At 66.9% G+C, this 12,496-nt stretch carries 10 protein-coding genes (1 of these 10 cut by a window edge); 4 read left to right on the top strand and 6 right to left on the bottom strand.

Annotation, left to right across the window (positions count from 1 at the left end; genetic code table 11):
• The first annotated feature begins 3 nt into the window (after nucleotides 1–3).
• Both pepN and tenA read left to right on the top strand, forming a co-directional pair.
• Entirely contained in the window at nucleotides 4–2,640 is a 2,637-nt protein-coding gene (gene pepN / locus CCS01_RS16590) for an aminopeptidase N (RefSeq protein ID WP_104519892.1), read from the top strand.
• Nucleotides 2,637–3,299, top strand: coding sequence for a thiaminase II (tenA, locus tag CCS01_RS16585; RefSeq protein ID WP_193540141.1), 663 nt, complete (start codon nucleotides 2,637–2,639; stop codon nucleotides 3,297–3,299). Before pepN ends, tenA begins: the two co-directional genes overlap by 4 nt.
• Nucleotides 3,300–3,991: 692 nt before the next feature.
• On the opposite strand, the gene CCS01_RS16580 is transcribed toward tenA, so the two are convergent.
• The 4 genes from CCS01_RS16580 to CCS01_RS16565 all read right to left on the bottom strand — a co-directional run bounded on the left by CCS01_RS16580 (nucleotide 3,992) and on the right by CCS01_RS16565 (nucleotide 9,771).
• Entirely contained in the window at nucleotides 3,992–4,843 is an 852-nt protein-coding gene (locus CCS01_RS16580; RefSeq protein WP_104519891.1) for an NAD(P)-dependent oxidoreductase, read from the bottom strand.
• Between the two features lie 129 nt (nucleotides 4,844–4,972).
• A complete protein-coding gene (locus tag CCS01_RS35730; RefSeq protein WP_204848318.1) occupies nucleotides 4,973–5,563 on the bottom strand; it encodes a cold shock domain-containing protein in 591 nt (196 codons plus the stop codon).
• 558 nt (nucleotides 5,564–6,121) lie between these two features.
• Nucleotides 6,122–8,179 (bottom strand): phosphatidylglycerol lysyltransferase domain-containing protein, encoded by a 2,058-nt coding sequence (locus tag CCS01_RS16570; protein WP_104519889.1) that lies wholly within the window; start codon nucleotides 8,177–8,179, stop codon nucleotides 6,122–6,124.
• Between the two features lie 2 nt (nucleotides 8,180–8,181).
• Complete coding sequence (locus tag CCS01_RS16565) at nucleotides 8,182–9,771, bottom strand: lysine--tRNA ligase (protein WP_104519888.1); 1,590 nt, start codon at nucleotides 9,769–9,771, stop codon at nucleotides 8,182–8,184.
• A 166-nt stretch (nucleotides 9,772–9,937) separates the two neighbouring features.
• Here CCS01_RS16565 and CCS01_RS16560 point away from each other — a divergent pair, with 166 nt between their 5' ends.
• Nucleotides 9,938–10,654, top strand: coding sequence for an SDR family NAD(P)-dependent oxidoreductase (locus CCS01_RS16560; protein ID WP_158258443.1), 717 nt, complete (start codon nucleotides 9,938–9,940; stop codon nucleotides 10,652–10,654).
• 69 nt (nucleotides 10,655–10,723) lie between these two features.
• Here CCS01_RS16560 and CCS01_RS16555 read toward each other — a convergent pair whose 3' ends face one another.
• Nucleotides 10,724–11,395: a glycosyltransferase family protein gene (locus tag CCS01_RS16555; RefSeq protein ID WP_204848316.1), complete on the bottom strand. Its 672-nt coding sequence runs from the start codon at nucleotides 11,393–11,395 to the stop codon at nucleotides 10,724–10,726.
• Between the two features lie 98 nt (nucleotides 11,396–11,493).
• Complete coding sequence (locus CCS01_RS32905) at nucleotides 11,494–11,709, bottom strand: hypothetical protein (RefSeq protein ID WP_146101807.1); 216 nt, start codon at nucleotides 11,707–11,709, stop codon at nucleotides 11,494–11,496.
• 473 nt (nucleotides 11,710–12,182) lie between these two features.
• Here CCS01_RS32905 and CCS01_RS16550 point away from each other — a divergent pair, with 473 nt between their 5' ends.
• On the top strand, nucleotides 12,183–12,496 hold the 5' portion of the coding sequence (locus CCS01_RS16550; RefSeq protein ID WP_104519886.1) for a DEAD/DEAH box helicase. It continues 1,369 nt past the right edge of the window; only the first 314 of its 1,683 coding nucleotides appear in the window; the start codon lies at nucleotides 12,183–12,185; the stop codon falls past the right edge of the window.

The following is a 12,496-nucleotide window of genomic DNA, read 5'->3' as shown; positions in this document are numbered from 1 at the left end:
ATCATGCCAGCCGATTCCATCCGCACCGACGCCGCCCCGGTGGAAGTTCGTCTCGCCGACTACGCGCCACCCGCCTATTTGGTAGATACGGTGGACCTGACCTTCGAGCTTGGGGAAACGGCGACCATGGTGGTGTCGAAGCTGTCGGTTCGCCGCAATCCGGCGGCCCCCGATGACGCGCCGCTGCACCTCGACGGCGAGGCGCTGACACTCGTCGACGTCACCTGCAACGGCGCGCCGGTCACGCCGGTCGAAACCCGGGACGGCCTGACCATCACCGACGTGCCGGCGACGGCGGTGCTGGAAATCACCACCTCGCTCACGCCGATTGCCAATACGGAATTCAGCGGCCTGTACGTGTCGGGCGGCAACTACTACACGCAGTGCGAGGCGCAGGGCTTCCGCCGCATCACCTACTTCCCCGACCGTCCCGACGTGATGTCGCGCTATACGACGACGATCATTGCCGACAAGGCCGCGTGCCCGGTGATGCTGTCGAACGGCAATCCCGGCCCGGTGAAGGATCTCGGCGACGGGCGCCACGGCATCACCTGGACGGATCCGCACCCAAAGCCGTGTTACCTGTTTGCGCTGGTGGCCGGCGACCTGGTGTCGGTCAAGGACAGCTTCACTACCCGTTCCGGTCGGCATGTCGATCTCGCGATTTATGTCCGCCGCGGCGACGAGGATCGCTGCGCGCACGCGATGCAGGCCCTGAAGACCTCAATGGCCTGGGATGAGCAGGTCTTCGGCCTGGAATACGACCTGGACGTGTTCAACATCGCCGCCGTGTCCGACTTCAATATGGGCGCGATGGAGAACAAGGGGCTGAACGTCTTCAACACCAAGTACGTCCTCGCCCGTCCGGAAACCGCGACCGACGTCGATTACCAGGGCATCGAGACGGTGATCGCCCACGAGTACTTCCACAACTGGACCGGCAACCGCGTCACCTGCCGCGACTGGTTCCAGCTTTCGCTGAAGGAAGGGCTGACGGTTTATCGCGACCAGGAGTTCTCGGCCGATCAAAGCAGCCGCGCGGTGAAGCGCATCGGCGATGTGCGTGGCCTGCGGGCGGCGCAATTCCGCGAGGATGCCGGGCCGCTGGCGCACCCGGTGCAGCCGAGCGCCTACATGGCGATCGACAACTTCTACACCGCGACGGTTTACAACAAGGGCGCCGAGGTGATCCGCATGATGGCGACCATCATCGGCCGCCAGGCCTTCCGCCGCGGCATGGACCTGTATTTCGCGCGTCATGACAACCAGGCGGTCACGATCGATGATTTCGTCCAAGCGATGCAGGACGCCTCCGGCGTCGACCTGACCGCGTTCAAGCGCTGGTACCACCAGGCGGGCACGCCGGACGTCTCGGTCGAGGATTCCTACGATGCCGCCGCCAAGCGCTATACCCTGACCATCAGCCAGGAGACCAAGCCGACGCCCGGGCAGCCGGAAAAGCTGCCGCTGGTGATTCCGGTGGCGATGGGGCTGCTGGACGGCAACGGCCAGGAACTGGCGACGCGGCTGGAAGGTGAGGCCGCGGCGAAGCCCGGTACCCGCGTGCTGCTGGCAACCCAGGCAACCAACCGGTTCGAGTTCGTCGACGTCGCCAGCCCGCCTGTTCCGTCGCTGCTGCGCGATTTTTCCGCACCTGTGAAACTGTCGGGGCTGTCGCCGGAGCGGCTTCGCTTCCTGGCGGCGCACGACACCGACCCATTCGTACGGTGGGATTCCGGCCAGCAGGTCGCGGCAAGCGTGCTGCTCGACATGGTTGCGACGTTCCAGCAAGGCCGACAACCGGGGGTTGATCCGGCCTTGTTCGAAGCGGTGGGATCACTGCTCGACCAGGAGCCGGCTTTTGCCGCCGAGGCGCTGGCGCTGCCCGGCGAATCGACACTGGCCGACAAGATGACGGTCGTCGATGTCGATGCGATCCACACGGCGCGCGACAGGGCCCGCACCGCCATCGGCCAAGCGCTGTACGACAGGCTGCGGGCAACCTATGATCGCCTGAGCGACACCGGGCCGTACCGGATCGACGGCGCCTCCATCGGACGGCGGTCGCTACGCAATGGCTGCCTGAGCTATCTGGTCGCCAGCGGCGACGCGGCTGCGGTGAGGCTGGCCAAGGCGCAGTTCGACGCCGGACAGAACATGACCGACGTGCTGGCGGCGCTGGGAATCCTGTCGGGGGTGGATTGTCCCGAGCGGCTGGATGCCCTGGCGGCGTTCTACCAGGCGTGGCGGCACGATCCGCTGGTGCTGGACAAGTGGTTCGCCATCCAGGCGCTGTCGCCGCTGCCGGATACGGTGCAGGCGGTGCAGGCCCTGAAGGCCCACGCCGATTTCGACCTGCGCAACCCGAACCGGATCCGCGCCCTGATCAGCAGCTTCGCCGGCAACCAGGTCCGCTTCCATGACCCGTCGGGTGCCGGCTATCGGCTGTATGCCGACACGATCATCCAGCTTGACCCGACCAATGGGCAGGTGGCGGCGCGGATGGTGTCGCCGCTGGGCCAGTGGCGGCGCTACGACGCGGCCCGGCAGGCGCTGATGAAGCAGGAACTGCAGCGCATCCTCGATCTGCCGAACCTGTCGCGGAACACGTTCGAAATGGCGTCGAAGAGCCTGGCATGAGCAGCTTCTGTGACGACGGCTGGCAGCGCACGGGCGCGCTGCGGGCATCGATCCACGCCTTGCCGTTCAACCGGGAACTGGCGGCCGGGACGCTGGATCAGGCACGCTTCCAGTTCTATGTCACCCAGGATGCGCTGTACCTGGAGCAGTACGCCCGCATCCTCGCCATGGCAGGCGTGCGGGGACCAGACGGCGCGACGCTGCGCCTGTTCGCCGACGCCGCGCTGGAAGGGATCGCGGTCGAGCAGGCGCTGCACAGCGAGTACTTCTCCCGCTTCGACCTGACCGCCGAACCGCCGGAGCCAGCGCCGGACTGCCTGAGCTACACCAGCTTCCTGCTGGCGACCGCGTACCACGAGCCGTGGGAAGTGCTGATGGCGGCGCTGCTGCCGTGTTTCTGGATCTACTGGGATGTCGGCGTGGCAATTGCGCGCGAGGCCCGGCCGGACAACCCCTATCGCGCCTGGATCGACACTTATGCCGACGAGGCGTTCGCCAAGGTCGTGCAGGCGGTGATCGCCGCCACCGACCGGGCGGCGGCGGGCGCCTCGGAGTCCCTGCGGGAGCGGATGATGACGGCGTTCATCCGTTCGACGCAGTACGAATGGCTGTTCTGGGATGGGGCCTATCAGCGCCGCCGGTGGCCGGTGACGACGTAGTACCGGCCGCCGGAGATCCCGCCCCCATTCCCTGCTGAACTCTTGCGACGAGCGGCAGTGTCGTCTCCCGGGGCCAAGGCAGCGGCAGAGCCTGGATTGGCGACCGCTTTTCAACACGGAGAACGCGAAGGACCACTGAGGACCACGAAGGGTGTGAACGAGTCAGCCGGCGATGCAACGCAGGCCGTACCGCAGGTACAAAGGATCTGCTGCGGAAATACGGTTCCGCAGGGTCATCGCCTCCCCGTTATGGGTCGCCAGCAAGGTCCGGTCTCCGTGGCGCTTTGTGGTCCTCCGCTTTCTACCATGAAAATACGCTTCGGGACGCTTGTTCGCGAGCGTCATGGCCCGGCTTGTCCGGGCCACCTATTCAAGCACTTATGCCGCGACAGATGGCCCGGACAAGCCGGGCCATGACGAGGTGGCACCGATCTCGCCCATTTTCGGCCATTGCGGTGCCGGCGCGCCGGCTGGCTAACTCCGTGTTGAAAATCAAGGAAGAATGAGCAGGCACGGACGGTTCCGGAGGGTGCTGCCACCGCCACTGCTTGCTTCAACCCCCGGTTTCCATTCCTTGCCAAGGGCGGCGGGCCTTCTGCCCCATCCAACGGGGTGGACTTCCGGTGGGCTGTAGTAGTATCAGCTTCGCCCATCATTGCTGCCGAATTCGCCGCAGGAGCGGTCATCGGACACTACGCCGTCCTGGCCTTGTCACAGAAGGCATCCAACAGCTTTGTCTCCTCCCGCGGCCCCGCAACATCCGCCGCGATCACCTCGTACAAGTTCGCCGCCGCCTCATACAATCCCGCCCCCGGCCGATCGGCGCCGACAAAGGCGGCGATTTCCTGCATTTCGGCGACCCAGCGATAGGCTTTGCCGTGCATCCTGGGCATCTGCGTCGTCAGCCATTTCAGCAGTTGCGGCTGGCTGACGCTCATCTCGGCGACCAGCGCGTCCGCCGTGCCGGCGCGCATCGCCGCCAGCATCATGGTCGCGCCAAGGGCGGTGAACCCTTTGGTGATCCCGGCATAGGACATCTTCATCGCCGACGCCGCGCCAACCGGGCCCGGCTGTATCGGCATCGACAGGCCATACCGCTCCAACAGGGCGACCTTCCCGGCATCCGGGCCGGACAGGTAGATCCGCGTCCGGCTGGAATCCGGTTCCGGCGGCGGGCCGATGATGCCGCCATCAACGAATCCCGCCCCCGTTTCGCGCACCACATGCGCAACCCGCAGCACCGTCTCCGGGCTCACCGCATTGCAGTCCACGTAAATCGGCTTGCGGGATGCGGCACGCAACGCCGGGGCAAGGCGTTCGGCAAGACCCAGCGCCTGTCCGGGCGGCACGATCGACAGAATGAAGTCAGCGTCCGCGACCTGCCCGGGCGCCACATCCCGCATGCCCGCTGCCGCCGCCCGCTCCCGGCTTTCAGCCGATCGGCCGGCCAAGAGCGTGCGGATCTCGAGGCCAGCGGTGCTGAGCCGTTTCGCCACCGCGCTTCCCATCATGCCAGGTGCGATGACAGCGACAATCGGCGGCATGAGCGTCCTCCCGTCAGGCATGTTGGCGCCTGAGCATGCGCCGGGACGTCGGGCCGGCAAAGAGCGGCACAAAAAAGCCCGGGCGGAGACATTCCCCGCCCGGGCCTTGCAAAGCCTGGATCGTGACGATCAGTCGGTGCGAATCGCAGTCGCCTCCGGGCCCTTGGCCCCCTGGACGACATCCATCCAGATGGTTTGGCCTTCTGCCAGCTGCATTACGCCGGCGCGCTGCAGGGCCGAGGCATGCACGAAGACATCCTTGCCACCTTCAGCCGGCGCGACGAAGCCAAACCCCTTGGTCGCGTTGTACCATTTGACGGTACCCTGCATCTCCACCGAGGGACCCGTCGGCGGCCCGCGCCGGGGCGCACCGCCGCCAAAACCGCCGCCCGCACCGCGCGGCGCGCCGCCACCCATGCTGCTGCGGGCGCCGCCACCGCCGCCCGCCGACGGGGTTGCGGTGCTTTCGTCAACCGACAGCACCTGGGAAACCTGCCGCCCCTTCTGGCCCTGGCCGATGCGCACCCGGAGGGTCGCCCCCGGGCTGACGGCATTGTGACCGGACTGGTTCAGCGTATTCGCGTGCAGGAACGCATCCCCGGACCCATCCGACAGCGCCACGAAGCCAAATCCCTTCTCGGGATTGAACCACTTCACAGTCGCATCGTGCTCCGGGCCGAAACCCGCCGAGGAAGGCCATGACGGTGGACTCCGGGGCATATCGCCCGGCGGAGCACGGTCATAAGCAAAGTCGTCGTCGAAGCCGCGCCGCCGGCTGGGGCGTCCGCGGCCACGGTTGGTCATGTTCAAGAGAAAATCGTCCCTATTACCATACGCGTTGTTGATGGCGTTCGAGGCCCTTGCGGGCAGCGGCGCCGGTTTGCTCCCGTTTGGGTAACCGAGTCAGGAAAAGCATCACGAACCCTTCCAGGACCGGATACCATTCGTTATCGTCACTACAGGCCATCCCACTATACGGGTTGATCGCGCCTTCGCCCATACCCAATCGGTGAAATTTTGACCAAACGGCCGCTTTCGCGTGCTTTTCTGCCGTAACGTTCACGGCATACCGTTGTATTCAATGCGTCACAGGCAGCGTGTGGCAGCGAAAATATCCGCGCGAGCGTGTATTCATGCCATCCGGCGACCAAAACGGCATTGTTTCCGGTCGGCAACCCGTCCGCCCCGCGCGGGATGTGTTTCCTGGAACCGAACAAGCGGGAGTCGAGCCGGCAAGCCTGCTCCGGCATTGCCCGATGGCGTGGGTTACGTCGTCCGTCAGGCGGAGGCGCGCTCAATCGAATGCTGGGCACGGGCCAGCTTGGGCAGGACCGGCAGCAGCAGGTTCAGGTCCCGCTCGGCGACGCAGACGAGATACTGGCCGACGCAGGGCGTGTCGCCGGCGGATTCCGGCAGCGGCAGGCCGTCCTCTCCCAGTGGCAGGGCTGCGAGGCCGAGGTCGCCATAGATCTTCAGCAGCTCCGGCCCGGCACGCCAGACCGCTGGATCCAACCCCTCCTGCCGCGCCAGGTCACACAGGCGCCAGACGGCGGAGACGCGATCGCTGTCGTCTCCCGCCGGGTCGCCCAGTCCGAGCAGGACGCGCCCGCAACGGCGGAACGGAATGCCGGCCTGCTCGGTTTCGCCCATGATCAGGCCGTCGGCGCCGATCGTCGCCGCCAGATCGGGCCGTGCGCCCAGGCGGCGCAGCAACTCGCGGGCATTGCTGTCCCACGGCAGGTAGCGCACACGGCCCGGGCGGACCAGCAGCCAGAGCGCGGTCAGCCCGAGCAGTACCGCGATCGCCACGGCGAAGCGGACGGAGGCGGGTTCCTGGCGCGAGATGATGACCATCCAGAACGCATTGTTCTGCAGGCCATGCGTCTGCGACCGGGCGATGGCGAGCGCCAGCAGGCAGACCACCAGGACGATCAGCGACAGGGCGCTGCCTGGCTGCAGCGGCCCGGTCAGCATGTGCGCGTGCCGGTAGAAGCAGGCCCGGAACGGCGCCAGCAGCAGCGTGGTCAGCACCAGGATGCCGACCACCCACAACCGGTTCGTCTGCGTCGCGGCAAAGGCCGCGCCGGCAATCAACAGCAGGATGGTCAGGACCCAGGCCAGGTTCACCCGGTGCGACAGGCCGATGGCCATCAGCACCAGGCCGGCGCCGATCAGCGACGGTACGAACTGGCCGGCCTGGTTGGCGAGCGCGGCATAGTCAGGGTCGAGCCAGGAAAAGTCCGTCTGCGGTGCCAGCACGCCCAGGCAGAGCATCAGCGCACCGCACACGCCGACGGCGCCGGTCGCGGCGGTCACAGCGAAGTCCGGCTCGCTCCAGCGGCCGATGGCCTGGAACGGCGCCAGCTTGCCGACGTGCCGCAGCAGTCCCCCGCCGCGCAGCAGGATCTCGTTGCCGGCGAACAGGGAACCGGCAAGGAAGAGCGGGATGACGTAATAATAGAGTCGGAACACCAGGATCGCGCCGATGATCGCCGGCGCGCCCATATACGGGGACAGGCCGAACAGCATCGCGGTATCGAACACGCCGATGCCGCCCGGCAGGTTGGCCGCCAGGCCGGCGGTGTACGACGCAACGTAGACGCCCAGAAAGATCAGCCAGGTCAGGCCCGGCGCGCTCGGCAGCAGGGCGAAGAAAATGGTCGCCGTCGTCGCGACATCGACGGTCGCCAGCAAGACCTGGACGATCGCCATGCGCCAGCCGGGCAGGTTGATGATGTGCCCGAACAGCCGGATATGACCGAGCGCGCGGGCCAGGGTGACATAGGCCAGGACGACCGCCCACAGCAGCGCGCCCACGCCGTACAGGGCCATGACCGGCAGGTGCTGGCCGAAGAACGGGATCGCCCGCGGCTCCAGGAACAGGATCGCGCCGCCGAGCACCAGGCCGCCAAGGGTGAAGGTCAGGCTGCAGAACGCCACCGTCTTGCCGATCTGCAGCGGCGTCAGGCCCCAGTGGGCATACAATCGGTAGCGGACGGCGGCGCCGGAGACCGCCGCGAACCCAAGGTTATGCGACAGCGCATAGGCGCAGAAAGAGGCAAACGCCACCCGGCCGTAGGCGACCTTGTGCCCGGCATAAATCGTGCCGAGGCGGTCGTAGAACGTCAGGATGAAGTAGGACACGATGGTCCAGACGAAGGAAAACACCAGCGCCCCGGCCGGGATCGCCCGCAGCGCCTCGCCGATATCCTTCAGGCTGAGGTGGCGGAATTCCCGCTGCACCACGTAGATCGCCCCGACCAGCAGCACCAGGCCGACCAGCGCGGGCAGGTGGCGCAGCCAGTTCTTCAGGACCTCTCGCTTGCCTGGTGCCATTGTCAGGCTGCGTCCGCGCGGCGGGCCAGGGCGGTCCGGATCAGCGCGATCGTCTCGGGAATGCCGTACAGCGCGACGAAGCCGCCAAACCGAGGGCCTTCCTGCTGGCCGAGCAGCACCTGGTAGAGGCAACCGAAGAAGCTGCGCAGCTCGGGGAACGGATGCCGCTTGCCCACGGCGAAGACGGCGTTCTGGATCGTCTCGGCCGAGGCGTCGGCGGGCAGCGCGGCGAGCGAGTCCGCAAGGTCTTCCAGCGCCGCCCGCTCGGTCGCGTCCGGCTCGCGGTAGCGCTTCTCCGGGCGCACGAAGTCACGGTAATAAGCGATGGCGTGATCGACCAGCTGGGCCAGCAGCGGCTGCGTCTCCGGGCTGGCGCCCGGGACATAGCGGCGGATGAAGCCCCACAGGATCTCGGGCGCGTCGGCGTTCACCACGCTGGCGAGGTTCAGCAGCATGGCGAAGGAAACCGGGCTGCCGGCGTGGCCGGGCAGCGAGCCGGCATGGATGTGCCACGTAGGGTTGCCCCGCTGTTCCTCCGGCGGCTGGGTCCGCGCTTTCTCCAGGTTGGCGACATACTCGTCCACCGCGCGGGGGATCACGTCGAAGAACAGCCGCTTGGCGCGCTGCGGCTGGTTGTACATGAACTGCGCCAGCGACACTGGCGGCGCGTAGGTCAGCCACTCGTCCACCGACAGCCCGTTGCCCTTGGACTTGCTGATCTTCTGGCCATCCTGGTCGAGGAAAAGCTCGTATGTCATGCCCTCCGGCGGCTTGCCGCCGAGGATGCGACAGATCTTGCCGGAGAGCTTGACCGAGTCGATCAGGTCCTTGCCGGACATCTCGTAATCGACCGACAGCGCATACCAGCGCATGGCCCAATCGGCCTTCCACTGCAGCTTGCAGCCGCCGCCCTTCACCGATGTGGTGAAGGTCTCGCCGGTGGCCGGGTCGGTCCAGGTGACGGTGCCGGCGGCGGCGTCGATCGCGTCCATCGGCACCTGCATGACGATCCCGGTCTGCGGATGGATCGGCAAGATGGGCGAATAGGTCGCCTGCCGCTCGGCCCGCAAGGTCGGCAGGGTGGCGGCCATCACCGCCTCGTAGCATTCCAGCACACGCACCAGTGCCGCATCGAAGCGGCCGGTCGTGTAGTACTCGGTGGAGGAGGCGAACTCGTACTCGAAGCCGAAGGAGTCCAGGAACGCCCGCAGCCGCGCGTTGTTGTGCGCGCCGAAGCTGTCGTGCGTGCCGAACGGATCGGGGATGCGGGTCAGCGGCTTGCCCAGGTGCTGCGCCAGCAGGTCGCGGTTGGGCACGTTGTCCGGCACCTTGCGCAGCCCGTCCATGTCGTCGCTGAACGCGAGCAGCTTCGACGGCAGGCCGGTGATCTCGGTGAAGGCGCGGCGCACCCACGACGTGCGGGCGACCTCGCCGAACGTGCCGATATGCGGCAGGCCGGACGGACCGTAGCCGGTTTCGAACAGGGCGTGCGTCTTGCCGAAGGCGGCAAGGCGCTGGGCGACCTTTTTCGCTTCCTCGAATGGCCAGGCCTTCGGCGTGCCGGGCACGTCGTTGCGGAGGGTGTCGGACATGGGCCGGAAGCTATGGAGCGTGCCGCGTCAGGTCAATCACAACCACGATGGTATCCGGCCGATTCGTCTCGGTGGACACAAATTCATGCATGCGGGATCATCCTTGCCAAACGCAACAAACGGAGGAACGCAAATGTCCACAATCCCGTTGCCTGGGGCGTTGTCAATGCAAGACAGGCGCGTCGTGGTGACCGGCGCCGCCAGTGGCATCGGCCGGGCCACGGCGGTGGCGCTGGCCCAGCTTGGCGCGACCGTGGTGGTCACGGACCGGGCGGCCCTGGACGAGACCCGGGCCGAGGTCGAAGCCGCCGGCGGGTCATGCACGGCCGTGCGCGGGGACCTCACTGACGATACGTTCATCGCCTCGTTCTTCGTAGCCGAGCGGGTACATGCCGTGGCGCACTGCGCCGGCGTGCTCGAGGGGCGCCCATGGCGGGAGGATCCTGGCTTCCAGGAGCGGTTCCACCGGCTGATGGACATCAACGTGCGGGTGCCGCTGCAACTCGCCGCGGTGGCGATCGACCATATGGCGGCGCATGGCGGCGGTCACGTCGCCTTGGTGGGCTCGGTCGCCGGCAAGACCGGCGGGACGTCGCTGAGCACGCCGCCGGACTACGCGGCGTCCAAGGGCGCGGTGCATGCCCTGGTCAAATGGCTGTCACGCAATGCGGTGGGGCGCGGCGTGCTGGTGAACGCGGTGGCGCCGGGGCCGGTGGAGACGCCGATGACCCGGGGCTTCACCCTGGGACCGACCCTGCCGATGGGACGCATTGGCCGGGCGGAGGAACTGGCCTGGCCGATCGCGTTCCTATGCACGTCGGCGGCAAGCTATCTGTCGGGAGCGGTGCTGGACGTGAACGGCGGGGCGTTCGTCGGGCCATAGCAGGACGGCTGGCACGAAGCCCGCCGGGCGTCGCGGAGGGCGCTTGCCCGATGCCGGTGCAGCCGGATCTCAGGCGGCGACCGCGATCTTTTCGCCGACAAGCTCCGCGATCGTCCTCAGCCGGTGGGCGTAGGTATGATGGGCCAGGACCCGGCGCTGTCCGGCCAGGCCGATTATCCTGGCGCGCGCCGGCTCATGGCGCAGTTGGGCGTAGAGCTCGCGCAGTTCGTCGCCGTCCCGGTACACCAGCATTTCCGTGCCGGGGTCGAAGCACAGGGGAAGGTCGGGCTGGGTGTCGCTGACGACGGGCGTGCCTTGTATGTAAGGTGCGAAATGGCGCTGGTTCAGGCCATTGATGACGACCAGGCCGTGCCGGATGTTCAGCGCCGCCATATGGCTGGCGTAGATGTCGGCCAACTCGTGGGCACCGATACGGCGGGCGTCACGCCTGTGGTGAGCGAGCTCCGGTGCGTCCTGCCAGCCGGGCCCGAAGATGGCGACAGGATGGGGTACCCGCGCCAGCAGCTCCCGGCGATTGGGCCTTGGGGCGGCAACGAAGGCGAGGTCCGGAATACGGAAAGCCCGTTCCTGGGATGAGCGTACGGCCCGCGTCGCCGCAATCGGGACGAACGCGGTCCTTGCCCGGAACCCATAGGCCCGGTGCAGGTCCAGCATGCCGGTGTCGGTGTAGGCGATGACGTCAAAGGGGTTGGCGACTGCCGCGGCCTGTCTGGTGAACACGTCACCGATCCATGCGATCAGCGGGGGGCGGGATGGCATTTTGGCCACATGGTCGAAAATCGCCTTGGGGAACTGGTCAAGGACGCCGACCGCGAGAATCAGGCCCGGGGCAAATCGACGGATGCGCTGGCGCGTATAGGCGGCCAGCGGCGCACCAGTCGCCGGGGACCACAGTGCGCGCTCCAGCGGCCTAGCGAGCCATGGGTTTCGCGTCGGTGCAATGATGACCGTATGGCCGGCGAGCCTGAATCATCCGCAATGTCCTCGGGCCAGCGGGTGATGCCGCCGATCTTGCCAAACAGCAGGATCTTCATGTGGATCGCAAAACTTTATGGAATGTGCAACATTCGCAGAGACGGGGCTGTGGCTTCCGGCCGGGTCGTTGTTGCCCGGACGGCACGCTACTGAATCCACCCGTATGTTACCTATAAAGATTCATTCCGATAATGCCCGCTTTAGCAACCCCTTTCTTCGGGGTGGCCCACATCTGGGCGCCTTGATCGGTTGATTGATCCGTTTTATACGCAACTAAAAGTATATTCTGCCTGCGCATATGCCGGCAAATGATGGAGCAACCGTCGCCACTATCCCGCCAAGCCAACCTGCGGATCCGCGAATCCGCCGTCAGCCTCGACAATCTTGGGTTGTTCCTCGATGGCGCGGAAGGCATCGCCGTCTGGTGGCAGCGCCGGAATGCCCGGCGGGCTTGCCCAGGCGGACTGTCTTCATTAGGCCAGCGCCGCAACTTCCCTGGGGCGTCTGCCCCGCGCCCTGCCGAGTGGTGTCAATGCCCTTCCCGTCCCTGCCCGATCCGCTGTCCCGCGCCCTTGCCGCCCATGGCTATGCCGAACCGACCCTCGTTCAGTCAGCCGTGCTGGAGGCGGGCGCGGCCGAGCGGGACCTGCTGGTGTCCGCGCAGACCGGCTCCGGCAAGACGGTCGCGTTTGGTTTGGCCTTTGCGCCGCAGGTGCTGGCCGATGGCGGTCGCCTCGCCGCCGCCGGCCTGCCGCTGGCGCTGGTCATCGCGCCGACACGGGAACTGGCGCTGCAGGTGCGCGGGGAACTGGCCTGGCTGTATGCCGAGACCGGGGCCCGCGTCAT

The organism is Rhodopila globiformis (assembly GCF_002937115.1).
In the GTDB taxonomy this organism is placed as follows: Bacteria; Pseudomonadota; Alphaproteobacteria; order Acetobacterales; family Acetobacteraceae; genus Rhodopila; species Rhodopila globiformis.
Note: the sequence above shows the minus strand (reverse complement) of the source record. Positions and strands in the feature narration are given on the sequence as shown.